19 protein-coding genes, 3 tRNA genes and 3 pseudogenes are annotated in these 23724 nt (G+C 72.2%); 14 read left to right on the top strand and 11 right to left on the bottom strand.

The window, feature by feature from the left end; all coding sequences use genetic code 11:
- Window positions 1-6: 6 nt before the first annotated feature.
- Window positions 7-486: a heme-degrading domain-containing protein gene (locus OG978_RS15235; RefSeq protein WP_326765752.1), complete on the bottom strand. Its 480-nt coding sequence runs from the start codon at window positions 484-486 to the stop codon at window positions 7-9.
- On the bottom strand, window positions 483-1661 hold the full coding sequence (locus tag OG978_RS15230) for a Gfo/Idh/MocA family oxidoreductase (protein ID WP_326765751.1): 1179 nt from the start codon (window positions 1659-1661) through the stop codon (window positions 483-485). Before OG978_RS15230 ends, OG978_RS15235 begins: the two co-directional genes overlap by 4 nt.
- Window positions 1662-1717: 56 nt before the next feature.
- Here OG978_RS15230 and OG978_RS15225 point away from each other — a divergent pair, with 56 nt between their 5' ends.
- The 7 genes and pseudogenes from OG978_RS15225 to OG978_RS15195 all read left to right on the top strand — a co-directional run.
- Window positions 1718-2845: an ROK family transcriptional regulator gene (locus OG978_RS15225; RefSeq protein ID WP_326765750.1), complete on the top strand. Its 1128-nt coding sequence runs from the start codon at window positions 1718-1720 to the stop codon at window positions 2843-2845.
- A 219-nt stretch (window positions 2846-3064) separates the two neighbouring features.
- Window positions 3065-4336, top strand: a complete 1272-nt coding sequence (locus tag OG978_RS15220) for a hypothetical protein (RefSeq protein WP_326765749.1) — start codon at window positions 3065-3067, stop codon at window positions 4334-4336.
- A 91-nt stretch (window positions 4337-4427) separates the two neighbouring features.
- Window positions 4428-4529, top strand: a pseudogene (locus OG978_RS15215) (GntR family transcriptional regulator); the annotation flags it as partial.
- A gap of 198 nt (window positions 4530-4727) precedes the next feature.
- On the top strand, window positions 4728-5516 hold the full coding sequence (locus tag OG978_RS15210; RefSeq protein ID WP_266690690.1) for an HAD-IIA family hydrolase: 789 nt from the start codon (window positions 4728-4730) through the stop codon (window positions 5514-5516).
- 127 nt (window positions 5517-5643) lie between these two features.
- Complete coding sequence (locus OG978_RS15205; protein ID WP_326765748.1) at window positions 5644-6213, top strand: hypothetical protein; 570 nt, start codon at window positions 5644-5646, stop codon at window positions 6211-6213.
- Between the two features lies 1 nt (window position 6214).
- The gene (locus OG978_RS15200; protein WP_326765747.1) at window positions 6215-6895 is read left to right on the top strand and encodes a class F sortase; all 681 of its coding nucleotides are present in this window, start codon (window positions 6215-6217) and stop codon (window positions 6893-6895) included.
- A gap of 50 nt (window positions 6896-6945) precedes the next feature.
- Window positions 6946-7380, top strand: a pseudogene (locus tag OG978_RS15195) (glycoside hydrolase family 6 protein); the annotation flags it as partial.
- Here OG978_RS15195 and OG978_RS15190 read toward each other — a convergent pair.
- Window positions 7345-7905, bottom strand: a pseudogene (locus tag OG978_RS15190) (galactose oxidase-like domain-containing protein); the annotation flags it as partial. The pseudogenes OG978_RS15195 and OG978_RS15190 overlap by 36 nt on opposite strands.
- Before the next feature lie 192 nt (window positions 7906-8097).
- A tRNA-Lys gene (locus OG978_RS15185) sits at window positions 8098-8171 on the bottom strand.
- Between the two features lie 184 nt (window positions 8172-8355).
- Here OG978_RS15185 and OG978_RS15180 point away from each other — a divergent pair.
- From OG978_RS15180 to OG978_RS15165, 4 genes are all read left to right on the top strand, one after another.
- Window positions 8356-9720 carry a peptidoglycan-binding protein gene (locus tag OG978_RS15180; RefSeq protein WP_326765746.1) on the top strand — a complete coding sequence of 455 codons (1365 nt, stop codon included), beginning with the start codon at window positions 8356-8358 and terminating at the stop codon, window positions 9718-9720.
- 25 nt (window positions 9721-9745) lie between these two features.
- Window positions 9746-11317 (top strand): SPFH domain-containing protein, encoded by a 1572-nt coding sequence (locus tag OG978_RS15175; RefSeq protein ID WP_326765745.1) that lies wholly within the window; start codon window positions 9746-9748, stop codon window positions 11315-11317.
- 155 nt (window positions 11318-11472) lie between these two features.
- Window positions 11473-12063, top strand: coding sequence for a lytic polysaccharide monooxygenase auxiliary activity family 9 protein (locus tag OG978_RS15170; protein WP_326765744.1), 591 nt, complete (start codon window positions 11473-11475; stop codon window positions 12061-12063).
- A gap of 26 nt (window positions 12064-12089) precedes the next feature.
- Window positions 12090-13823: an AMP-binding protein gene (locus OG978_RS15165; RefSeq protein WP_326765743.1), complete on the top strand. Its 1734-nt coding sequence runs from the start codon at window positions 12090-12092 to the stop codon at window positions 13821-13823.
- Here the strand turns inward: OG978_RS15165 and OG978_RS15160 are convergent.
- The 3 genes from OG978_RS15160 to OG978_RS15150 all read right to left on the bottom strand — a co-directional run bounded on the left by OG978_RS15160 (window position 13820) and on the right by OG978_RS15150 (window position 16591).
- A complete protein-coding gene (locus OG978_RS15160) occupies window positions 13820-15346 on the bottom strand; it encodes an MFS transporter (RefSeq protein WP_326765742.1) in 1527 nt (508 codons plus the stop codon). The genes OG978_RS15165 and OG978_RS15160 overlap by 4 nt on opposite strands.
- Before the next feature lie 131 nt (window positions 15347-15477).
- Window positions 15478-15551, bottom strand: a tRNA-Lys gene (locus tag OG978_RS15155).
- An 80-nt stretch (window positions 15552-15631) separates the two neighbouring features.
- Window positions 15632-16591, bottom strand: coding sequence for a D-2-hydroxyacid dehydrogenase (locus tag OG978_RS15150; RefSeq protein WP_326765741.1), 960 nt, complete (start codon window positions 16589-16591; stop codon window positions 15632-15634).
- A gap of 147 nt (window positions 16592-16738) precedes the next feature.
- Between OG978_RS15150 and OG978_RS15145 the strand changes: the two genes are divergently transcribed.
- Window positions 16739-17536 (top strand): maleate cis-trans isomerase family protein, encoded by a 798-nt coding sequence (locus OG978_RS15145; protein ID WP_326765740.1) that lies wholly within the window; start codon window positions 16739-16741, stop codon window positions 17534-17536.
- Between the two features lie 94 nt (window positions 17537-17630).
- Window positions 17631-18728: an LLM class flavin-dependent oxidoreductase gene (locus OG978_RS15140; protein WP_326765739.1), complete on the top strand. Its 1098-nt coding sequence runs from the start codon at window positions 17631-17633 to the stop codon at window positions 18726-18728.
- A gap of 31 nt (window positions 18729-18759) precedes the next feature.
- On the opposite strand, the gene OG978_RS15135 is transcribed toward OG978_RS15140, so the two are convergent.
- Entirely contained in the window at window positions 18760-20628 is a 1869-nt protein-coding gene (locus tag OG978_RS15135) for a putative bifunctional diguanylate cyclase/phosphodiesterase (protein ID WP_326765738.1), read from the bottom strand.
- A 409-nt stretch (window positions 20629-21037) separates the two neighbouring features.
- Here OG978_RS15135 and OG978_RS15130 point away from each other — a divergent pair, with 409 nt between their 5' ends.
- The gene (locus OG978_RS15130; protein ID WP_326765737.1) at window positions 21038-22252 is read left to right on the top strand and encodes a M6 family metalloprotease domain-containing protein; all 1215 of its coding nucleotides are present in this window, start codon (window positions 21038-21040) and stop codon (window positions 22250-22252) included.
- Between the two features lie 77 nt (window positions 22253-22329).
- On the opposite strand, the gene OG978_RS15125 is transcribed toward OG978_RS15130, so the two are convergent.
- From OG978_RS15125 to OG978_RS15115, 3 genes are all read right to left on the bottom strand, one after another.
- A tRNA-Lys gene (locus OG978_RS15125) sits at window positions 22330-22403 on the bottom strand.
- Window positions 22394-23110 carry a hypothetical protein gene (locus OG978_RS15120; protein ID WP_326765736.1) on the bottom strand — a complete coding sequence of 239 codons (717 nt, stop codon included), beginning with the start codon at window positions 23108-23110 and terminating at the stop codon, window positions 22394-22396. Before OG978_RS15120 ends, OG978_RS15125 begins: the two co-directional genes overlap by 10 nt.
- 205 nt (window positions 23111-23315) lie before the next feature.
- Window positions 23316-23657, bottom strand: a complete 342-nt coding sequence (locus OG978_RS15115; protein ID WP_326765735.1) for a hypothetical protein — start codon at window positions 23655-23657, stop codon at window positions 23316-23318.
- Window positions 23658-23724 lie beyond the last annotated feature (67 nt).

Here is a 23724-nt window from a genome sequence, read left to right as displayed (position 1 = left end):
CTTTCGTTACGTGTCGAGCGTCGTCGCGAACTGCTCCAGCGCCTCGACCACCATGGCGTGGTCCTCTGCCTGGGGCAGGCCCGAGACCGTGACCGAGCCGATGACGCCCGCGCCCTCGACCGCGATGGGGAACGAGCCGCCGTGCGCGGCATAGACGCTCGGGTTCAGGCGCGAGGAGTCGTCGAAGGTCGTCCCCTTCGCCCGGAACCGCGTTCCGACGAGGTACGAACTCTCGCCGTACCGTTCCACGACCTTGCGCTTGCGGTCGATCCAGGCGTCGTTGTCCGCGCTCGAACCCGGCAGCGCGGCATGGAACATCTGCTGTGCGCCGCGGCGGATGTCGATCGCGACCGGGGCGTGCCGTTTCCGGGCCATCGAGACGAGCAGGTCGCCGAGCGCGTACGCGTCGTCGTAGCTGAAATGTGGCAGTGTAAGTCGGCGCTCCTGGGCGATGAGCTCGGAGATGGTCGGAGCGTTGGGGCTCATACGGGCTGCTCCTCTGTATCGGCGGAAGCGGAATTGGTGGCGGACGGGGTTGTGGCGGGCGGCAGTTTCACGGTGACGCCCTCGCGGGCCGAACGGCGGGCCGCTTCCAGGACATCCAGCGCCGCCGCGGCCTGAAGGGCGTTCACCGGATTTTCACCCTTTCCGCGCAGCGCGTCGGCGACCGCCGCGTAGTACGCGGGATAGTCGCCCGGCAGCGTGCGGACCGGGGTGCCGCCGCCCGTCAGCGGGGACTCGCCCGAGCCGATCCGGCCCCACAGCTCCTCCGGCTCCTCGCCCCACGGCCGGTCCGCCGCCGGACGCAGGCCCGCGCGCAGGTCGGCCTCCTGCGGATCGAGGCCGTACTTCACATAGCCGGCGGTCCGGCCGAGCACCCGGAAGCGCGGGCCGAGCTGGGCCGTCGTGGCACTGACGTACAGATGCGAGCGGACCCCGTTCACATGGGTGATCGCGATGAACGTGTCGTCGTCGGCGGCGGCGCCGGGGCGGCGCACATCGGACTCCGCGTACACCAGCGCCGCCGGCCCGAACAGGGTGAGCGCCTGGTCGACGACATGGCTGCCCAGGTCGTACAGCAGCCCGCCGATCTCCTGCGGGTCGCCCGACTCCCGCCAGCCGCCCTTCGGCTGCGGGCGCCACCGCTCGAAGCGGGACTCGAAGCGCTGTACGTCGCCCAGCTCGCCGTCCGCGACCAGGCGGGCGAGAGTGCGGAAGTCGTTGTCCCAGCGGCGGTTCTGGAAGACCGAGAGCAGCAGCCCGCGCTCCTCGGCCAGGACCGCGAGCCCGCGCGCCTCGGCCGCCGTACCGGCGACCGGCTTGTCCACGACGACCGGCAGGCCGGCCTCCAGCGCGGCGGTCGCGATCGGGACATGGGTCCTGTTCGGCGAGGCGATCACGATCAGATCGAGCGCGTCGGGGCCGTCCGCACGCTCCCACAGCTCCTGCGGCGACGCGGCGAACCGTACGCCGGGGAACTCGGCGCGTGCCTGGGCCCGCCGCTCCTCGTTCGAGGTGACGACCGTGTCGAGGACGAGACCGTCGGTCGCGGCGATCAGCGGGGCGTGGAAGACGGAACCCGCCAGGCCGTAGCCGACGAGTCCGACGCGCAGGGGGGTCTCGGACAGCCCGGATGTCTCGTGAGTCGCGTTGCCAGTCATGCCTGCCACTTAAGCAACGCTGTTGCCATAGTGCAAGCGACAGGGACAATGGTGCGGTGAACAGGAGCAATAGCGGCGCCAACCTGCCGACGCTGCGCAGCCACAACGCCGCGCTGGTGCTGGATCTGCTGCGGGTGGCGGGCGAGCGCGGCATCAGCAGGCTCGAACTGGCCGAGCGCACGGGGCTCACGCCGCAGGCCGTCAGCAAGATCACCGCCCGGCTGCGGGCCGAGGGCCTGGCGGCCGAGGCGGGCCACCGGGCCTCCACCGGGGGCAAACCGCGCACCGTGCTGCGGCTGGTGCCGGACGCCGGGTACGCGGTCGGCCTGCACCTGGACCGTGACGAACTGTCGGTGGTGCTCGTCGACCTGTCCGGCGCGGTCGCCGCGAGCCGCACTGCCCCGCTGGACCTCGGCGCCCCGGCGGACGAGGTGCTCGCGGCGGCGACGGACGCGGTGGCGGACGCGGTGGCGGCGGTACGGGGCGGGGGCGCGGGGCGGGAAGACCGGCAGGTGCTCGGAGTCGGCGTCGCGGTACCTGGCCCGCTCGACCACCCGGGCGGGGTGCTGCACCGCGTCACCGGGTTCCCGCAGTGGGACGGCTATCCGTTGCGGGACGCGCTCGCCGTACGGACCGGGCTGCCCGTCGTCGTCGACAAGGACACCAACGCCGCCGCCCTCGGGCTCGCCCTGCGGGCGGCGGGCGGGGGCGACTTCGCGTATCTGCACCTCGGGACCGGGCTCGGCGCCGGGCTGGTCCTCGGCGGGGTGCTGCATCGCGGGGCCCGTAGCGCGGCCGGTGAGTTCGGGCACCAGACCGTCCAGCTGGACGGGCCGGTCTGCGGCTGCGGGGGGCGAGGCTGCATCGAGGCGCTGTGTCTCGCCGCGGTCGCCCGGGGGGATGTCGCGGAGGCCGCCCGGGTACTGGGGACCGGCGCCGCCAATCTCGTCGGGCTGCTCGACATCGACCGGGTGGTGCTCGGCGGCCGCACGGTGGCCGCCGATCCCGACGCCTACGTACGGGGCGTCGGCGCCGTGATCGACGAGCGCGCCCGGCGGGGCGGTATCGACGCGCCGGTGCCGGTCGCCGCCGCGGGGGGAGGGGACCGGCCGGTCGCGGAGGGGGCCGCTCAGCTGGTCCTGGCCCCCTTGTTCGGGCGGTCCGGCGGCGCGGACGGGGTGTGAGCGTAGGCGCCGGTGGCGGATGGGGCCGGGCCGGACGGGGGCTGGGGGCCGGGCGGGGGCTCGGCCGGACGGGCGGATTCCGGCGGCCGACCGGGCGGCCCGTCGGCATGTCGGGGCGGCCGCCTCGCGCGTGCGTGGCAGGGTCGCGGCCCAGAACCGGTGAACTCCGGCGCACGGGGTGAGCCGACCGTCTCGCGAGCAGCGAAGGTGATCCCCCCGATGCCTCCCACCCCGCCCCCGCCCGGCACGCCTTCCGGGTCCGCCTCACCGGCCGGCTCCCCGCCGGTCCGAGGGCTCGGTTCGATGCCCGGCCGCGTCGGCGTCCCCGTTCCCACCGCGATGTCCATGACCGCGTCGGGCCTGGCGTCCTTCCCCACCGCCGGCCCCACGTCCGTCCCGGTGACCGCGGCCGCGTCCATCCCGGTGTTCACCGCCCCCGCGCGTCCTCCCTCGCCCCCGCCCCCGACGCCCCCCGGGCGGACCCGGCACGGACTGGCGCTCGGGCTGGCCGCGGCGAGCGTCGTCCTCGGCGGTACGGCCGTCGCACCCGCCTCCGCCGCGTCCTCGGCCACCCCGGTCTCGTCGCCCGGCTCCACCACCGCCGACCAGCAGCCCGCCTGCGGTGATCCGGCGGCGAAGGAGTTCCCCATCAGCACCCGCATCCACGGCGGCCCGGACACGTACGCGTCCGGCGGCGGCTACGGAACCTGGTTCCTGGACCTGACCAACACCACCACCGAGTCGTGCCGGGCCATCCACCCCGTGCTCGTCCTCACCGACGAGGACCGCAAGCTGACCTCCGACCAGATCCAGCTGGAGTTCTCCGAGCAGGCCCGCCCCGGTACGGAGCACCGCGTCACCTGGGAGACCACCGACCGGGACGAGCACATCGGCGTCTTCGGCGGCGCGGACGGCGACTCCTTCGGCGGCTTCACCGTCCCGGCGGGCCGCACCGTCACCATCCAGGTCCGGATGGCGTTCACCTCCGACACCAGCCCCGGCCGGATCACCGCCAACGCCGCCGTCGTCCAGCGTCAGCACGCGGCGAGCGGCACGACCGGCAAGCCGGGCAAGGACGACGGGGCGTGGGTCGGCGAGTCCGAGGACTACCCCTTCACTGTCGTCGACGACAGCGACGGTGGTGAGACCGCCGAGATCGGTGAGACCGGTGAGACCGGTGAGACGGCCGAGACCGGTGAGACCGGTGAGACTGGTGAGACCGGTGAGACGGCCGGGACCGGTGAGACCGGCGAGACTGGTGAGACCGATGAGACGGCCGGGACCGGAGACACCCCGCGCGAGACCCTGCCGGACGGACCCCGGCCCAGCACCGACGCCCCCCGGGAGGACCCGGCGCAGAGCGGCCGCCCGGAGCTGGCCGCGACCGGCTCGGACATCATCCCGTCGGCCGGCCTCACCGCCACCGGGCTCCTGATCGGCGGCGGGGCGATGGTGGTCAAGGCCCGGCGGCTGCGCCGCGCGCACCCCTGAGCAGCCCCGGACCACCTCCGGACCACCCCGAACCGCCCCCTCCGCGCCCGGACGTTCACAGATGTTCATGTCCGTCTGCCACCATCGGGCCGTGGACTACCCGCACGACCAGGTACCTGGCGCACCTATCCGTTCCGGCATCCCGGAGCACGGCCGCATTCCCAAGTACTACGCCGTCAAGGCCCATGTCTCGTACAACCCGCCGGACTCACGGCAGGGGTATGGACCTCCGGTCGATCATCGCGAAAAGGTAATGGGTCCAGTCCCACGCTCAATTCCTCGCCGACAGTCGGGGCAGGTCGAACGAACGGCCTAAAATCGGGGGCGTCGGCGCTGCACAACGCGGTGCCGCCGGCGTCCCCGCACACGGCGTACGGCAGGAGTCCCACACATGGCAGAGCGCAAGCCGATCTCATCCTGGCTCACCGACATGGACGGAGTCCTGATCCACGAGGGGACGCCGATCCCCGGGGCGGATGCCTTCATCAAGCGGTTGCGTGACTCCGGGCTGCCCTTCCTGGTCCTCACCAACAACTCCATCTACACCGCCCGCGACCTGCACGCCCGGCTGAACCGCATGGGCCTGGACGTGCCCGTGGAGAACATCTGGACCTCCGCCCTGGCCACCGCCCAGTTCCTGGACGACCAGCGGCCCGGCGGCACGGCGTACGTCATCGGTGAGGCCGGCCTCACCACCGCCCTGCACGACATCGGCTACGTCCTCACCGACCACGAACCCGACTACGTGGTCCTCGGCGAGACCCGCACGTACAGCTTCGAGGCGCTCACCAAGGCGATCCGGCTGATCAACGGCGGCGCCCGCTTCATCTGCACCAACCCCGACGAGACCGGCCCGTCCGCCGAGGGCCCGCTGCCCGCCACCGGGTCCGTCGCCGCCCTCATCACCAAGGCCACCGGCAAGGCCCCGTACTTCGCGGGCAAGCCCAACCCGCTGATGATGCGCACCGGGCTCAACGCGATCGGCGCCCACTCCGAGTCCAGCGCCATGATCGGCGACCGGATGGACACCGATGTGCTGGCCGGCCTGGAGGCGGGGATGCAGACCTTCCTCGTCCTCACCGGTCTCACCACGGTCGCCGACATCGACAAGTACCCCTTCCGGCCGTCCACGGTCGTCGACTCGATCGCCGACCTGGTCGATCTCATCGACGCGGGCTGAGCCCGGCGGGGCACGGCCCCGGGGGGAGCGGGGGAGGGTTCCGGGCGGTGCTCGCGGACCCGTCCCCCGCGCTCCTGCGGATGCGAAAACCCTCCGGAGGGGTGAACCTGCACTGAGGAGGTTCACGATGCGTTCCATAACCCTCACGTTCTGTGCCGCCGCGGTCGTCGCGGCGACCCTGGTGCCGGCCTCCGCCGCACTGGCCGACTCCGACTCCGGGCCCGCCCAGGAGAAAGGCCGCGAATCCAGCGCCTCCCTGACGGCGACCCCGTCCTCCGTCGCACCGGGCGGCGAGGTGGATCTGCGGCTGGAGGGCTGCGAGGGCCGCGAGGCCACCGGCGAATCCGATGTCTTCGTCTCGGAGGCGCGCTTCTCGCCCGCCGCGGGCGGGGGCCTCTTCGCCGAGGCCCGGATCAGCTCGGACGCCACCCCGGGCGACTACGACATCCGGGTCGCCTGCAAGGACGACAAAGACGCCGAGGCCGCCGGCACGGTCACCGTCGTCGACCGCGGCCGGGCCACCCCCCTCGCCCCGGTTCCCGCGGGAGGCGGCGGCACCGCCCTGCTCGCCGACCGGGAGGCCCGGCAGGAAGGCCCCGGCACCGTGCACGCGGTGATCGGACTGGCCCTGGCAGCCGTCGCGGCCGTCGCCGTCGCGTTCCGCAGCGCGCGCCGTCGCCGTCCGGCCTCGGACTGACATGTCCGCCCCGGACAGCCCGGCGGGTCACGGCAGGCTGCTCGCCGGAGTGGTCTGGGCCGTCCTGCTGCTGGGCCTGTGGCTCTGGGGCCGCGGCATCACCGACGGCTCCGGCGCCAGTTCCGCCCCGACCACCGGCGATGTCGCCGCGGTGGGGCGCCCCCTCGGCGTACCGCTGCCCCCGCCGCACGACCCGATCGAGGGCGCGGTGCCGGAGCGGGTCGAGGTCCCGTCGATCGGCGTCGAGGCTCCCGTGGTCGCCCGCGGCCTGGACAAGGACGGGGCGATCGAACCGCCCCCGTTCGACACGCCCCAGACCGTCGGCTGGTACGGCGGCGGCACCGAGCCCGGTGCCAAGGGCCCCGCCCTCCTCGTCGGACATGTCGACACCGAGACCAGACCGGCCGTCTTCTACGGACTGAGCGCGGCCCGCCCCGGCGCCAAGGTCGAGATCACCCGCGCCGACGGAACCGTCGCCGAATTCACCATTGACGACGTCCAGGTCTTCACCCGGGCGCGCTTCGACGCCGACAAGGCGTACGGCCCGCGCAAGGACGGCCGGGCGGAGCTCCGCCTGATCACCTGCGGCGGCACCTTCGACCGGGCGACGCACTCGTACGACGCGAATGTCGTCGTCTCCGCCTACCTGACCGGTGAGAAGTCCGCGGGTGACAGCGCCTGAGATGTCAGGATGGTACGGATGCGGCAGCGCACCGACGCCCGCACCGGGGGGAGGCGCTGCTGGTCCTCTACAACATCCCGCACCGCGACTGCGGACAGTTCTCCAGAGGCGGCGCCGCCGACGGCAACGCGTACCGGACCTGGCTGGAGGACGTCGCCCGGGGCATCGGCGACCGGCGCGCCACGGTGGTCCTTGAGCCCGACGCGCTGCTGCACATGGTCGACGGGTGCACACCGCAGGAGTTCCACGAGGAGCGGTACGACCTGTTGCGGGGCGCGGTCGAGCGGCTCAAGAGGCAGCCCGGCGCCCGCGTCTACGTGGACGCGGGCAACGTCGGCCGGCGCAGCCCCGACGCGCTCTTCGGGCCGCTGCGCCGCGCGGGCATCGGGGCGGCCGACGGATTCGCCGTCAATGTCTCCAACTTCGAGACCACGCGGGCCAGTACGGATTTCGGCAGGCGGCTCTCGGCGAAGGCCGGCGGACAGCATGTACCAACCCGACGGCACCAACGCCCGGTTGTCCGGCACCGTGACCGTGATCCCGCCCGCCGTCCGATTCAGCCCCAGCGCCACCGACCACTGATCGGTGTCCGTGACATGGGTGACCGCACTGGGCCGGATCAGCTTCGCCGAGGTGATCACCGACCCCCGCGCCGTCGTGAAACCGCCCGTACCGCAGCGCCGGATGCTCTTCGGTCCCGCCGTCGGCGCCGGGCGTGAACTCCGGTACAGACAGGGCGGGGTGTAGATCTCGATGCGCTGCTCGAAGAAGCCCGGCCGGGTGCTCGCGCGGTCCGCGTGGAGCGGGTCCGAGCCGAAGACCATGACGCGGCCGTCCGGCAGGAGCACCGACCCCGAGTGGTAGTTGCGGCCCACCGCCGGGTCGGCGACCCGGCGGTACCTGTCCGTCCCCGGGTCGTACAGCCGCGCCTGGAGCACATTCGATCCGCCGCGCCCGCGGTAGTCGTTGGAGCCGCCCGTGACCAGCACCGAGTCCGCGCCGCTGAGTGACCGGATGGTGACTCTGTGGCAGCTGTGGGGCGACTGTGCGCCGCCTGTGCGGGGAGTGATTGAAGGTGGCGCCGTGGGTGGCGTCTCGGGGCGGAGGCCCGGCGCGAGGCTTCGGTGCGGGAGGCTTCGGTGTGAGAGGTTCACGAATGAGCAAAGCCCCCTCACGCGTGGTGAGGGGGCTTTGACTCTGCGTGCGCCGCCAGGGACTCGAACCCCGGACCCGCTGATTAAGAGTCAGCTGCTCTAACCAACTGAGCTAGCGGCGCCTGCTGACCCGGAGAACTCTACCCGAAGGCGGGGGGTGCTCCTGACCATTTACCGTCCGTCGCGGCCTGTCGGATGGTCGTTTTTTCTCTTCTGTCCGTCAAAATGCGATATGTCAGGAGAGTTGAGACACTGGCGCCCGTGCAGATGCGCCCAAAGATCTTGACGAGTGCGGAGGGGAATCGCATGACTGTGCCGGCTTTCGAGGAGTACGTGCCCGCCATCGACTGCACCTGTGCGGGGTGCGCCGCACAACGGCGGACCGCCGCCAGTGCACTGCCCATGCGGTACGGAGGCCACCCGGCCGCCCATGGCGCACGCCGCGCCCTGGTGCTGGCCACCGCGGCCGGAGTGGTGCTGAGCACCGGCGTCGCCGAGGCGGCGAGCGCGACGAGCACCACGGGTACTACGGGTGCGACGGACGACCGGGCGGCGGAGGCGGCCGGAGCCGTCCGGACCGACCAGGGCGGGGACAGCCCGCAGGGCGGGCCCGGACCGCTGCGGGGCGGCGGCGCCTCGGGCCCGCCCTCGTCCACGACCACCACGCCCAAGCTGCGCAAGAGCAGCCGGGCCGACATCATCAACCGCGCGAAGAAGTGGGTGTCGGCCGACGTTCCGTACAGCATGGTCAAGTACTGGTCCGACGGCTACCGCCAGGACTGCTCCGGCTTCGTGTCGATGGCCTGGAACCTGCCCGGCAACGAGTGGACAGGCAGCCTCGCCGCGTTCGGGAAGCGGATCGCGCGGGAGGAGCTGCAGCCCGGCGACATCCTGCTCTTCCACAACCCGGCCGACCCCTCGAAGGGCTCGCACGTCACGATCTTCGGCGGCTGGACCGACTACACGCACACCCACTACACGGCGTACGAGCAGACGAAGCCGCACACCCGCAAGAAGACGACGCCCATGGCGTACTGGACCAACTCCGGCAGCTACGTCGCGTACCGCTACAAGGCGCTCAGCGGCGGAAACGGGGGCAGCGCTTCGTCGGTGAAGGGGTTCCCGGGCGCCGGGCAGTTCGGCCCCGGTGCCAGCAACAAGTACGTCACCCAGCTCGGCAGGATGCTCACGGACCGGGGCGGCAAGCGCTTCTACAAGGTCGGCCCCGGGCCCGGCTGGGGCGACGCCGACCGGCGCGCGACCCAGGCGTTCCAGAAGGCCCAGGGCTGGAAGGGCAAGGAGGCGGACGGCCTCCCCGGCCCCGCCACCTGGCGGCTCCTGGCCAACGGAACCGGCCGCGACATCCCCGGCACCGGAAGCGGAAGCGGGGGCGGGGGCGGAACGGGAGCCGGTCACGGCGAATCGAACCCGGGTTCGAAGTTCCCCGGGCGGGGCTATTTCCGGCCCGGACAGTCCAACAGTCATGTCGGCAGGCTCGGCAAGCAGTTGGTGAAGAAGGGATTCGGCAAGTACTACACGTCGGGACCCGGGCCCCGGTGGACCGAGGCGGACCGGCGCAATGTCGAGGCTTTCCAACGGGCTCAGGGCTGGCGGGGCGGAGCGGCCGACGGCTACCCCGGTCCGGAGACCTGGCGGCGACTCTTCGGGTGACAAGACGGACATGACGGAGGCGGGTATGCGATCCACGGTGTCGGACAGCTCCGGAACCCCGGAGAACGGAAGGCGACAGGAGGGGGAGCGGGAGCCGGACCGGGTGGCGCCGCCCCAGCGGGAGGACGGCGGCCCGGAGACCGGTGTGGGGCCTGCGGGGCCGGGGGCCGCCGCGGACGACGGACCGGACTCCGTGGTCGACCTCGTGCTGGATCTGGTCCCGGGCGAGGACCTGGAATCCGGGCTCGGCGCGACCTCGGCCTCGGTATCGGTCCCGGCCATGGCAACAGGCGCCGTGCCGGGCGTCGCACCCGCCCAGGTCGCGGCCGGGAACCGCACGGACCCGGGTTCCGGCACCCCGCCCCCGTCCTCCCCGCCCTCGCCCCGGCACCGCACGGCCCCCGTCACCGTCTTCGGCTCCCTCCCCGTCTCCGGGAGTGACGGGGTCGAACAGTCCGGCGACACGCTGTGGGGGGCCGGGCGGCACCACGCGGTCATCGCCAATGAGCGGACCGCGGCCATCCCCGTGCACCTGCTCTTCCGCGAGGACGCCGCCCGCGCCGACGCGGCCGAGCTTCCCGTCGGCGCGATGCGGCGGGGAGCCGGCGGCGACCAGCCGCAGGCCGGGGTGCGGCGGCCGCCCGCGCCGAGGGGGCCGCAGGTGCGGCCCCCGACGCGGCCGGCGCCGGTCGCTGATCCACGGCTCGCCGAGCGGCCGGGGCCCGCGCTCCCCGGCTGGCTGGCGTTGCTCACCGGGCTGGCCGGGGTCGCCGCCGGTGGCGCCGTGCTCTGGTGGATCGGCGCGCTGCCGGCCGCCGCGCTCGCCCGGTTCGGGATCGGCTCGCGCCCGTACGACGGGATCGGGCTCGGCGCCTGGGCGGTGCTCGCCGCGCTGGTGTCGGTGGTGCTCTTCACGCTCGGCGGCCTGAGCCGCGGACGCGTGGGGTACGCCTGGGTGCTGACGCTGTTCGGCGAGTACCGGGGGAGTGTGCGGCGGACCGGGCTGATGTGGATCAGCCCCCTGCTGCTGCGCCGCCGGGTCGACGTACGCCTGCGGCACTGGCGCAGCGAACCGCTCCCCGCCGTGGACTCCAACGGTACGGCGCTGCGCGTCGTCGTCCTCGTGGTGTGGCGGATCAAGGACACCGTGCGGGCGGCGCTCGGGGTCGCCGACCACGAAACGTATCTGCGCGAGCAGGTCGAGGCCGCGATGGCCCGGGTCCTCTCGCAGCTGCCGGCCGACGCCTTCCACGAGGACGCGCACACCCTGCGCAACGCCGAGGCGGTCGGCGACGCGTTGACCCGGATGCTGAAGGCGGACTGCAAGCCCGTCGGCATCGAGGTGTACTCGGCGCAGCCGACCGGAATCGAGTACGCCCCGGAGGTCGCCGCGGCGATGCAGCGCCGCCGGATCGCCGCCATCGACGCCAAGCACCGGGACAGCGTGCTGACTTCGGTGGTCGACGCGGTCGACGACACGGTCAACCGACTGATTACGCGGGGCATCGTGGAGCTGGACGACTACGAACGGAAGTCCCTTGTCAAGGACTTGACGGTGGCCTTCTACACCGGACGCAGCGGCGGGGAGGGAGCCTGAGGGGCCTGAGGGGCCGTCGGCCCAAGCGGAATCGGACTCCCATTGGTCTGGACATGTTCATGGCCCGTCAATAATCTAAGTCTTGGTCTAGACCGCAGGGCGCGCGCGCAACACAGCTCATGGAACCTCCCCCACGTTCTTGAGGAGCGACAGCAATGCGTAAAAGGGCAAGCGCGGCCGTGGTCGGCCTGGCAATCGCGGGCGTCTCGATGTTCGCGACGAACAGTGCCAGCAGCCACGGCTACACCGACAACCCCATCAGCCGCCAGAAGCTCTGCGCCAACGGCACGGTGACGGGCTGCGGCAACATCCAGTGGGAGCCGCAGAGCGTCGAGGGCCCGAAGGGCTTCCCGGCGGCAGGTCCGGCCGACGGCAAGATCTGCTCCGGCGGGCACGGCGAGTTCGCCCAGCTCGACGACCCGCGCGGCGGCAACTGGCCCGCCACCCAGGTCACCGGCGGCCAGGGCTTCAACTTCCGCTGGCAGTTCACCGCCCGCCACGCCACGACGGACTTCCGCTACTACATCACCAAGGACGGCTGGGACCCCACCAAGCCGCTCACCAGGGCCGACCTGGAGTCGCAGCCCTTCATGACGGTGCCGTACGGCGGCAAGCAGCCCCCGGCGACCCTGACCCAGCAGGGCACCATCCCCACCCAGAAGAGCGGGAAGCACATCATCCTGAGCGTCTGGAACATCGCTGACACGGCGAACGCGTTCTACGCCTGCTCCGATGTTCAGTTCTGACGTGTAGTCAGTTACCGTGCGGCGCCATGAGGAGCGCAGGCACCGTAGCGGAGCTCGTACAGCGCCAATGGGGCGACCACCGGCCCGGACTGAGATACCAGGACACCGTCCTCACTCATCACCAGGTCGCCTCGGGCGCTGCCGCACGGGCCGTGCTCCTGGCGGATCTGCTGTCGGCGGGCGGCGAACCGCACCTCGGGGTGCTGCTGGACAACACCCCCGAATTTCCCCTCTGGTTGAGCGCGGCGGCCCTGGCCGGGGCCGCCGTGGCCGGCATCAACCCCACCCGGCGCGGCGCCGAACTGGCCCGCGACATCCTGCACACCGACTGCCGGGCCCTGGTCACCCAACGCGCCCACCTGCCGCTGCTGGACGGCCTGGACCTCCCGGGTGTGCGGATGCTGGTCACCGACACCGACGCGTACGCCGAACTCCTCGCCCCGTACGCCGGAGCCGAGCCGGGCGACACGCGGTGGACGGGCGTCGGCCCCGGAACCCGGATGCTGCTCTACTTCACCTCCGGATCGACCGGCGCGCCCAAGGCCGCGATCTGCACCCAGGGGCGGCTGGCGGCGGCCGGAAAGTCGCTCGTCGACCACTTCGGCGTCCGGCGCGAGGACGTCCACTACATCTGCATGCCGATGTTCCACGGCAACGCGGTGATCGCCGACTGGGCGCCCGCACTGGCCGGCGGGGCCGCCGTCGCGCTCCGCCGCCGCTTCTCGGCCTCCGGATTCCTCGACGACGTACGGGCGCACGGGGCGACGTACTTCACCTATGTCGGCCGCGCCGTGCAGTACCTGCTGGCCACCCCCGAGCGCCCGGACGACGGCGAGCACCCGCTGCGGCTCGGCTTCGGCACCGAGGCCGGTGCGGTGGACGCGGCCCGGTTCCGGGAGCGGTTCGGGGTGCGGCTGGTCGAGGGCTACGGCTCCTCCGAGGGCGGTGCGGCGATCCAGCGGACCGGGAACACCCCGGAGCGGGCGATCGGGAAGGCGTCGGCCCGCGACGATCTCGCGGTCGTGGACCCGGAAACCGGAGAGGAACGGGCCACCGCCGTCTTCGACGAGGCGGGCCGGCTGACCAACGGGGCCGAGGCGATCGGGGAGTTGGTCAACCGGGGGCGTACGCCCTTCGAGGGCTACTGGCGCAACGAGGCGGCGGACGCCGAGCGGATGCGCGGTGGCTGGTACTGGACCGGGGACCTCTTCTTCCGCGACGCCGACGGCTTCCTCTACTTCGCGGGCCGTACCGACGACCGGCTGCGGGTGGACAGCGAGAACCTGGCCGCCGCGGTGATCGAGAACATCCTGGCCCGCTGGGGCGACGCGGCGGCCGTGGCGGTGTACGCGGTGCCGGACCCGGTCGCCGGGGACCAGGTGATGGCGGCGCTCGCCATGCGGGAGGGGGCCGCCTTCGACCCGTCCGCCTTCGCCGCGTTCCTCGCGGCGCAGACGGACCTGGGTACGAAGATGGCCCCCGGCTTCGTGCGGATCGTCCCGGCGATGCCGGTGACGGCGACGAACAAGGTGCATCGGGTGGGGCTGCGCCGCGAGGGGTTCCGGTGCGGTGATCCCGTGTGGTGGAACGGGACCGGCGTCGGGTACGTGCCGTTCGACGAGGAGCAACTGAGCGCTCTGCTGCGCGAGTACGAGGCACACGGGCGCGCCGCATTTTGTCCTCAATCGCCGGGCGGGCTTGAATTTCAAGCTCGTCCGGCGATTGAGGACACAGCGGCAACGCGGGTGGACCCGCACTAGTTCGCCAGGGCCGGCACCTCCTGCGCGGCCTCCTCCGCCGCCCCCGCGGCCCTCCGCAGCAGCGTCGCGGCCAGCACCGCTCCCGCCAGCAACAGCACGGCTCCCGCGACCGAGGCGTACTGCATGCTGTGCACGAAGGCCTCCCGCCCGACCGCGATCAGCGAACCGTCACCCGTGGCCACCGCACCGGCGAGCGTCTTGCGGGCGGCCTCCGGAGCGGAGCCCGGCATGTCCGCGGTGTAGATCGCGGTGGCCACCGCGCCCAGCAGGGCCATCCCCATCGCACCGCCGAACTCCTGGCCGGTCTCCAGCAGCGAGGCCGCCGAACTCGCCTTTTCCGGCGGGGCCGTGGACAGCGCCAGGTCCGATACGAGCGCCATCACGGTGACGATGCCGCAGCTCATCACGGCGCAGCCGCCGAGCAGCAGCCACAGGGAGTCCGTACCGGTCAGGGCGAGGATGGCGAAGCCGGCGGCGGCGATGACGAAACCGGCGCAGATGACCCGCGCACGGTCGGTCCGCTGGGCGATCGCCGTGGCCGTCGGGGCCGCGGCGCCCACCGCCAGGGACGGCGCCATGGACCACAGCGCGGCCTCCATCGTGCTCATGCCGAGCACCGACTGCAGATACTGCGTGGTGAAGAACGAGGAGCCCATCATGGCGAACGCGGCCAGCGCGTTCAGCCCGATCCCGGCCGCGAAGCCGCGGTGGCGGAAGAGTTCCCTGCTGATCATCGCGTCGGAGCGGCCGCGCTGGCGGCGGACGAAGAACAGGCCGACGACCAGCCCGGCGGCGACGATCAGCGCGTTCCGCACATCGAGCCCGTGGGCGGCACTCTCCTTGACACCGTAGACCACCGGCAGCACGGCCCCCATCGACAGCGGCACGCTCAGGAAGTCGAACCGTCCGGGGTTCGGGTCCTTGAACTCCGGGACCAGCACCGGCACCAGAACCAGCAGCAGCACCATCGCCGGCACATTGATCAGAAAGACCGAGCCCCACCAGAAGTGCTCCAGCATGACCCCGCTGAGCACCGAGCCGAGCGCGATCCCGCCCGCCATGGCCCCCGACCAGATGCCCACGGCCCGGCCGCGCTGGCGCTCGTCGCGGAACATGTTCCGTACGAGCCCCATGGTGGAGGGCATCAGCGTCGCCCCGCCGACCCCGAGCAGGGCGCGGGCCGCGATCAGCATCTCGGGACTGTCGGCGTACGCGGCGGCGACGGAAGCGGCACTGAACGCGACCGCGCCCAGGAGCAGCAGCTTGCGACGGCCGATCCGGTCGCCGAGCGAGCCCATCGTGATGAGCAGGCCGGCCAGGGCGAAGGCGTACACATCGAAGATCCAGAGCTGCTGGGTGGCGCTGGGTGCGAGGTCCCGGTCGATGGACGGGATCGCGAAGAAGAGGACGGAGATGTCCATCGAGACGAGAAGGAGGGGCAGCAGGAGGACCGCGAAGGCGGTCCATTCCCGGCGGCCGGCGAGATGGCCGCGCTCGGCGGTGGTGCTCGTGGCGTTCGTCATGCCAGGAAATGTACGAGCGTTTAAAACGCTTGTCTAGTACGAGTGTGTAAAACGTTCGTACATCTCGATGGGCAACAAAAAACGCACTGGGCGGTTCACGTGTGTACGTGAACCGCCCAGTGCGTTGTCTGTGCGCCGCCAGGGACTCGAACCCCGGACCCGCTGATTAAGAGTCAGCTGCTCTAACCAACTGAGCTAGCGGCGCCTGCTGACTCGAAAATAATACCTGCTCCCGAGGGGTGCTGGTGACACGGCAGAACAAGCCCGTCCGCCGTCGGCTCCGGATCACTCGCCCGGCTCCCGCACGGGGACGTAACCGCGCCGCTTGTCCACCACGTTCGGCAGGGGCTCCCCGGCCGCCCAGAGTTCGTACATCGCCACGAACTGCTCGCTCAGCCGATCCCGCCAGCCCGCCGTGTCACCGCTCATGTGCGGTGACACGATCAGATCCGGTACGTCCCAGAGCGGGCTCTGCGGCCCCAGGGGCTCCTGCTCGAACACATCGAGCGCCGCGCCCGCGATCCAGCGCCTGCGCAGCGCTTCGGCCAGATCGTCCTCGACGACCAGCGGCCCGCGCCCCACATTGATGAAGCGGGCAGACGGCTGCATCAGCCCGAAGAACCGGGCGTCGAACATGGCGCGGGTCGACTCGGTCAGCGGAGCCGCGCAGATCACCCAGTCGGCCAGGGCGGTCAGTCGGTCCAGGTCCTCCGTGCCGTGGATGGTGCGCCGCGCCCTGCGCCCCACGAGCGCCACCTGGACCCCCAGCGCGACCAGCAGCTTGGTGATCTCCCGCCCGATCGGGCCCGCGCCGACGACCACCGCGCGGCTGCCCGCGAGCCGGGTGCTCTCGCGGTGGCGCCACTGCCGCCGCCGCTGGAGCTCCAGCGTGCCGGGGAGGTCCTTCGCGAACGCCAGCACCAGGCCGGTCACGTACTCGGCGATCGGCCGCTCGAAGATGCCCCGGGCGTTGGTCACCACCGTGTCGGAGGCCGTCAGCTCCGGGCAGAGCAGCCGGTCCACGCCCGCGCTCGCGGTGTGCACCCACGCCGGGCGCGGCCCGTCGCCGGGCCAGGCCGCCCGTACCGCGTCGGAGGCGAAGTCCCACACCAGCAGCACATCGGCCGCCGGGAGCCGTGCGGCGAGCCCCGCCTCGTCCGTGTACCGGATCCGGGCCCGGCCGGTCAGCCGGCCGAGACGCGGCGACGGGTCGGTGTCCAGGACGAGCAGGGTGGGCTCTGGCATGAGAGGCGGTCGCTCCGCTGCGTCTGGGAGGTGCGGATTGACCACGCTCGCACCCGTGCCCACACCCGTCAACAGGGCACCAGGGTCATCAGGGCATATGGGGGAATACTGGGAGGAAACGGGAACAGGAAGGGCAAGCCTGTGGACATGACGACCGTCGGACTTCTCTACCCGGGCCACTTCGCGGAGGACGACTTCCCGCGGATGGAGATCCTGCTCGACGCCGTCAGGCTGGTGGTGAACCGCACCGACATCGACGAGGACGCCTACGTGATCGACGCGCTGATACGGACCGGCTCGCCCGAGCACCTGGCCGCCGGGGTGGAGGAACTGCAGCGTGCCGGGGTCGAGTGCGTCGTGTGGGCGAGCGGCGGCGGCAGTTTCCTGTACGGCTGGGAGGGCGCCCATGAACAGGCCGCCGCCCTGGCCCGAGCGACCGGCGTGCCCGCCTCCAGCACCTCGCTCGGCTTCGCCCACGCGGTACGGGAGCTGGGCGCCGACCGGGTCGCCGTTGCCTCCACCTACCCCGAGCGCATCACCGGCCTGTTCGCCGACTTCCTCCACGCCGCGGGCATCGACGTGGCCGTCACCCATGCCGCCTCGCTCGGCTCGGCCGCCGAGGCCGCCGCCTGGGACCTGGACCGGGTGAAGGAACTCGCCGTGGCCGCCGACCGGCCGGAGGCCGATGCGGTGCTGCTGCCCGACACCGCCCTGCACACCGCCGGGCACGAGGCGGACCTGGAGGAACTCCTCGGCAAGCCGGTCCTCACCGGGAACCAGGTCACCGTCCGCGAGGGGCTGCGGCTGGCCCGCCGCCGCTCGTGGTCCCCGAGGCTCGGCAAGCTCTTCGCCGAGCGGGAGGCACCCCCGGCCCCGGTGGTCGCCTGGGGCGAGGGACGGGAACGCGCGCACGGCGGGAAGCGGGGGTGGGCCGCCGGGGAATAGGGGTGGGTCGTCGGGAATAACCGGAGACAACCTCCTGTTATGCGCTTCCGGACGTACGAGCCGGACGTAGGCGCATCACCGGAGAGGTCAGCACGTGGACGAGATTCGAGGCGACGAGATCCGTGGCAAGGCGGAGGGAACGGCCGCCGTTGCGCTCTCCGTACTGGACCTGGTGACCGTGGGGCAGGGCCGCACCGCCACCCAGGCGCTGCGCACGAGCGTGGACATCGCACAGCTCGCCGAGCGCCGCGGATTCCACCGCTACTGGGTCGCCGAACACCACTCCATGCCCGGCGTCGCCTCCTCCTCGCCCGCCGTGATCCTGGCCCACCTCGCCGCACACACCGAGCGCATCAGGCTCGGCTCCGGCGGCGTGATGCTGCCCAACCACGCACCGCTCGTCATCGCGGAACAGTTCGGCACCCTGGAAGCCATGGCCCCCGGCCGCATCGACCTCGGCCTCGGCCGCGCCCCCGGCACCGACGGCGCGACGGCGGCCGCCCTGCGCCGCACCGACCGGCTGAACGAGGGCGCGGACGACTTTCCGCAGCAGCTCGCCGAGCTGACCCGGTTCCTGGACGACGACTTCCCCGACGGCCACCCCTACGCCCGTATCCACGCGGTCCCCGGCCCGGTCCAGGCCACGTCCGACGGCGGCGTCCAGTCGCCGGCCCGCCCGCCGGTCTGGCTGCTCGGATCCTCCGGCTTCAGCGCCCGGCTGGCCGGTGTGCTCGGCCTGCCCTTCGCCTTCGCCCACCACTTCTCCGCCCAGAACACGGTGCCGGCGCTCGACCTGTACCGGGAATCGTTCCGGCCGTCCGCGGTGCTCGACGCCCCGTACGCCCTGATCGGTGTCTCGGCACTGGCCGCCGACGACGAACGCGAGGCCCGCCGCCAGGTGCTCTCCGGCGCCCTGTCCATGGTCCGGCTGCGCACCGGCCGCCCCGGCCTGGTCCCGACACCCGAGGAGGCGGAGGCGTACGCCTTCAGCCCGATGGAGCGCGAGTTCGTCGACAGCTGGCTCGCCAATATCGTCCACGGCACGGCGGACGAGGTCCGTACCGGCCTCGACGGCCTGGCCAAGCGCACCGGCGCCGACGAACTCATGATCACCGCCAACGCCCACGGCGGCGAGGCGAGGCTGCGCAGCTACGAACTGATCGCGGACGCGTACGGGCTGCCCACGGCCTGACCCGGTCCCCACGCAGGGAGGCAGGGCCGCGTCAGCCCTGCATCGGGCGGGTGCCGATCAGCTCGGCGATCCGCTCCGGGGCGACCGCACGCGAGTACAGCCAGCCCTGCCCGGTGTCACAGCCGATCCTGCGCAGCCGTTCCGCCTGGCCGGTCGTCTCCACGCACTCCGCGGTGACGGTCAGGCCCAGCCGGTGCGCCAGCTGCACCATCGCCTCGACGATCGTCTCGTCGGCCGGGCTCGGGTGGGCGCCGTCGTCGTAGCGGAAGCCGCGTACGAACGAGCCGTCAAGCTTCAGCACCGAGACCGGCAGCCGGCTCAGATAGGCGAGGTTGGAGTAGCCGGTACCGAAGTCGTCGATGGCGATCCGCACGCCCATGTTGCTGAGCGACTGGAGGGCCTGGATCGGGCGGCCCGCCGAGCCCATCACCGCGGACTCGGTCAGCTCCAGCTGGAGCAGCGAGGGATCGAGGCCGGTCTCGGCGAGGATCTCCGCCACATCGGTGACCAGGTCGGAGTCCCAGACCTGGCGTACGGCGACATTGACGCTGATGAACAGCGGCGGATCGGCGGGGTGCTCCAGCTGCCAGCGCCGGGCCTGGCGGCAGGCGGACTGCAGCACCCACCGGCCGAGCTGGACGATCGAGCCGTCCTCCTCGGCGATCGCAACGAACCGATTCGGCGACAGCATGCCGAACTGGGGATGGTTCCAGCGGACCAGGGCCTCCACCCCGCACACGACGCCATCGGCCATGTCGACCAGCGGCTGGTACTCGATGGTGAACTCGCCGCGCTCCACGGCGGGCCGCAGATTGGACGAGAGCGTCTGCCGGGTCATCCGGTGCGCGTTGCGCTCCGGGTCGAAGACCGTCCAGCGGGCCTTGCCGTCCGCCTTCGCCCAGTACAGCGTGGTGTCGGCGGCCTGCATCAGACCGGTGGCGGAGGTGCCCTTCACGGACCGTTCCACCACTCCGATCGAGGCGGACACGGTGAGCCGTTGCCCGGCCAGGTCGAAGGGCTGCTGCAGTGCGGCCAGGACCGTGCGGGCCAGATCGGTGAGCTGCTGCGTACCGGCGGAGTCCTCGACCAGGATCGCGAACTCGTCGCCGCCGAGGCGCGCCACGAGATGGGCGCCGGGGCGGTGCGGGCCGTCCTGGGCCGCACAGTCGGTGAGCCGTGCGGCGACGGCGGCGAGCAGCCGGTCGCCGATCCGGTGGCCCATCGTGTCGTTGACGGCCTTGAAGCCGTCCAGATCCAGGTAGCAGAGTCCGACCCGGCCATGGCCGGAGGCGCTGTCATCGTACGCCGGGGTCTCCAGGGCGGCCGAGAGCCGTTCGAAGAACAGCGTCCGGTTGGGCAGCCGGGTCACCGGGTCGTGCATCTGGAGGTGGCGCAGCCGCTTCTGCAGCTCGCGCCGGTCGCTGATGTCCGAGACGGAGAGCAGCACCCGGCCGGGCCCGGAGCCGTCGCCCGCGCAGGCCTCCTGCTCGGGCATCGGTACGACGGTGACTTCGGCCCACAGCGCGCGTCCGTCGGGGTGCTTGAGCCGGTGGGTGCAGCGGAACCGTGAGCGCCGCCCGTGCAGCACCTCGCGGTACGCGTGCCAGGTGCGGCCGTCCGCCGCGAGGTCGAGCAGATCGGCCGCGGACTGGTTGGTCAGCGCCGCGGCGGAGCGGCCGAGGAAGCCGCCGAGGGCCTCGTTGGCGGTGACGACCAGGCCCTCGTGATCGACGACGGCCATCGGGAGCGCGGCGGCCCGGAACGCGGCCCGGTAGCCGTGCGGCTCGGAGCTCCCGGCCCCGGCACGGGGCCACGGAGCGTGACGATCCGTGGTCGGTGGTCCTGCGGAATGCCGGGGTCTGCCCGCCGCGAGCCCGGGCTCTTCGGAGGTTCCGCTCACCGTTCGCTCCCGCCGTGCAGTTCCGTCCTGAACAGGTGTGGCCGGACTGGCCCGCCGCGTGGAGCGCCTGGGTCGGAGGCGGAAACCGCGCGGGAAAGCCTGGTGAAGCATAGAGGCTGGTGCGTCGGCCATTCCAGCGCCCGACGCTTCCAAGCCCCGCGTTCGCCCCGCATGGGCCATTCGCCCGCGGCTCCGATTTGCCCGCAACCGATCGTTTCTGAGCGATTGCGTTCTTCTGCAATACCTCGGTGATCGATTGTGACTGTCCGTGAGGACGAGGGCCCTGGTCGGCCGCTGACTCGACTGGGGCAGCTCAACAGGACGAAAGCCTCAAATCATCACAGGGTGGGTGCGTGACCGCATCTCGCACCCGGAGGTAGATGTGCCGCGTCAGCACAGAGCCGGGGGAGTGGAGAGGCCGAGCCTGCGCGGTGTGGCCGCCGCCGTGACGTCTCTTCTGGCGCTCGCTGCCACCTCCCTCGTCGCCGGGCCCGCCGTGGCCGCCACCGGTGAGGCGGGACCCTGCGCCCTGCCCCGGACCGAGGCGCACCACTCGCTCGGGGTGGGCGACTGGAACGGCGCCTACCCCCGCCCCGACCACCCCCTCGACGCGGTCGTGATCTTCCTCGCCTTCCCGGACCACAGCCCCGCCATGACCCCCGGCGAACTCGCCGCCGACCACTTCCCCGCCACCACTCAGTTCTTCCAGCGCGCCTCGTACGGGAAGTTCACCCTGCGCCCGCACCCGATGCGGCAGTGGATCCGGATGCCCAAGACGTCCGGCCAGTACGGCATACGCCGTGACTGGGACAACGACCGGCGCGGCACCTATCTGCGCGACGCCGTCTCCGCGGCCGATCCGAAGGTCGACTTCTCCCGGTACGACATCGTCTATCTGGTCGCCGACCCGGACGCCCCGGGCGTCGACTCCGACGCCACCAAGGTCGTCAACTTCGACCAGCCGCTGCGCGCCGATGGTACGGACATCCGCCGCGTCGTCACCGTCTTCGAACAGCACCCGCCGGACCGCAATGTGCTGGCCCACGAGACCGGGCACGTCTTCGACCTGCCGGACCTCTACCACCGGCCGTCCGACGGCAAGGGCGACTGGGACACCTACGTCGGCGACTGGGACGTGATGGGCAGCCAGTTCGGACTCGCGCCGGACTTCTTCGGCTGGCACAAGTGGAAGCTGGGCTGGCTGGACCGCAGGCAGGTGGTCTGCGTCCAGAGCAGCCGGGACGTCACCCTGGAGCCGATGGCCGCCGCGCCCGAGCCCGGGGCCTCCCTCGGCACCCGGCTCGCGGTGATCAGGACCGGTGAGGGCAGTGCCGTGGCCATCGAGGCCCGCAGCGCCACCGGCAACGACAGCACGACCTGCACCGAAGGCGTCCTGCTCTACCGGGTGCGCAACGGGACCCCGTCCGGCGGCGGCCCGGTCGACGTCATCGACACCCACCCCCGCACCGACGCCTGCTGGGACCGCTCGGTCTACGCGCCGCTCGCGGACGCCCCGCTGCGGGTCGGTGAGACGTACAGCATCCCCGGCGGACACACGAGGGTCGAGGTCGCCGACCGGACGCCGTCGGGTGCCTGGACGGTCCGGATCGCCACCGGAACGTAGAAGGGGCTGGTCCCTCCCGTCCAGCCCCCGCGAACACGAAGAAGCCCCTCGCTTCCGCGGGGGGCTTCTTCCGTCTGTGCGCCGCCAGGGACTCGAACCCCGGACCCGCTGATTAAGAGTCAGCTGCTCTAACCAACTGAGCTAGCGGCGCCTGCTGACGTCGTAGACATTAGCATCCGGATCGGCGGGAGGAAAAATCGAATTCCGGGCCACCGACGAGGGCGCCGACCGGGTCACCCGCACACAGGCCCAGAGCAGTACGTCGGGGCCCGGCAGCCAGGGGCTGCGGGTGTCGGGGGCGACCAGCCAGCGGGGGCCGGGGGTGGTGGAGGTGCAGGTCAGGGGCGGGACGGTCACCGCGTCCCCGGTGCCGTGGCAGAGCAGTGGCGGGACCTTGCTGTTGCCGTCACCCTCGTCGTCATGCCCCCGCGGTCCCATGGCGGCCCGCGGTTCGGGCCCGCCGCCCCACTCCTCCCAGTCGAGCAGCGAGGGGAGCCGCTGGGCGGTGCCGGGGGAGGCGAACAGCAGCATCCGTCCGCGGTGCGTGGCCACCGGCCCGGAACCGGGGCCGTCGGACCACAGGTGCTCCAGCATCCGGCGCCCGAAGAGAGTGGGCACGTTCACCACGTCGAAGGCCGACCCGCACGGCAGCACCCCGGGCGAGGAGGGGCGTGCCTCCCACTGGGCCAGTGTGCTGCGCGGATAGGCGGCGGCGCCGGCCAGCCAGGCGGCACCGGCCGCCGTGACATGCGCCGTGTGGTTCGCGGCCTGGTTCCGCAGAACGGCGAAGACATCGGCGCCGTGGTGGGGGGCGTCGCCGTGGTGCAGGGTCGAATTGTCGGGCAGCCATGCGGTCATGCCGACATGTCTACCGGGAGTGATCAAGTGGATTCCGAGAGTTGTCGGAAACCGGGACAGGGCGGGGTGAGGGGGAGTATCTTGCGCCCGGGCATATGCCAGTGGTTCTACCCGGAGTCAGGACCGGGCGGCCTGCCGGGGAATTCCGGCCGCGCACGACGGCCGTTGCCTGGCCCGTACGGCCGCTCCCAGGTCCGTACGGCCGTCAGGGCGCGGCGCCGCCCAGCAGGCTCCGGCCGAACTCGACCATCTTCTTGGCATAGTCCTCGGTCCACTCCGCACGCCGCGCGATGTCCGCGGTCGTGAGCCGGTCGAACCGGCGCGGATCGGCCAGCTGGGCGGCGGCGATCGCCTGGAACTCGACCGCCCGGTCGGTCGCGGCACGGAACGCCACGGTCAGCTCGGTGGCGCGGGACAGCAACTCCTTCGGATCGTCCATCGACTCCAGGTCGAAGAAGTGCTCAGGATCGGCGACTGCCGCCGACGGCTCGAAGAGCAGGGGCGCGGGGCGCAGCCGCTGCTGCTCGTTCCGCTCGGGTTGTGCCATGTGGTGTTGCCTCCTTGGGTCGGCCCGCTGGCCACCCTCCATTGTCCAACGTCCCGCAAGAGGGCCC

The sequence above is a fragment of the Streptomyces sp. NBC_01591 genome, assembly GCF_035918155.1.
Classification (GTDB): Bacteria; Actinomycetota; Actinomycetes; order Streptomycetales; family Streptomycetaceae; genus Streptomyces.
The sequence above is the reverse complement of the archived record's forward strand: the minus strand, read 5'-3'. Positions and strand labels throughout refer to the sequence as shown.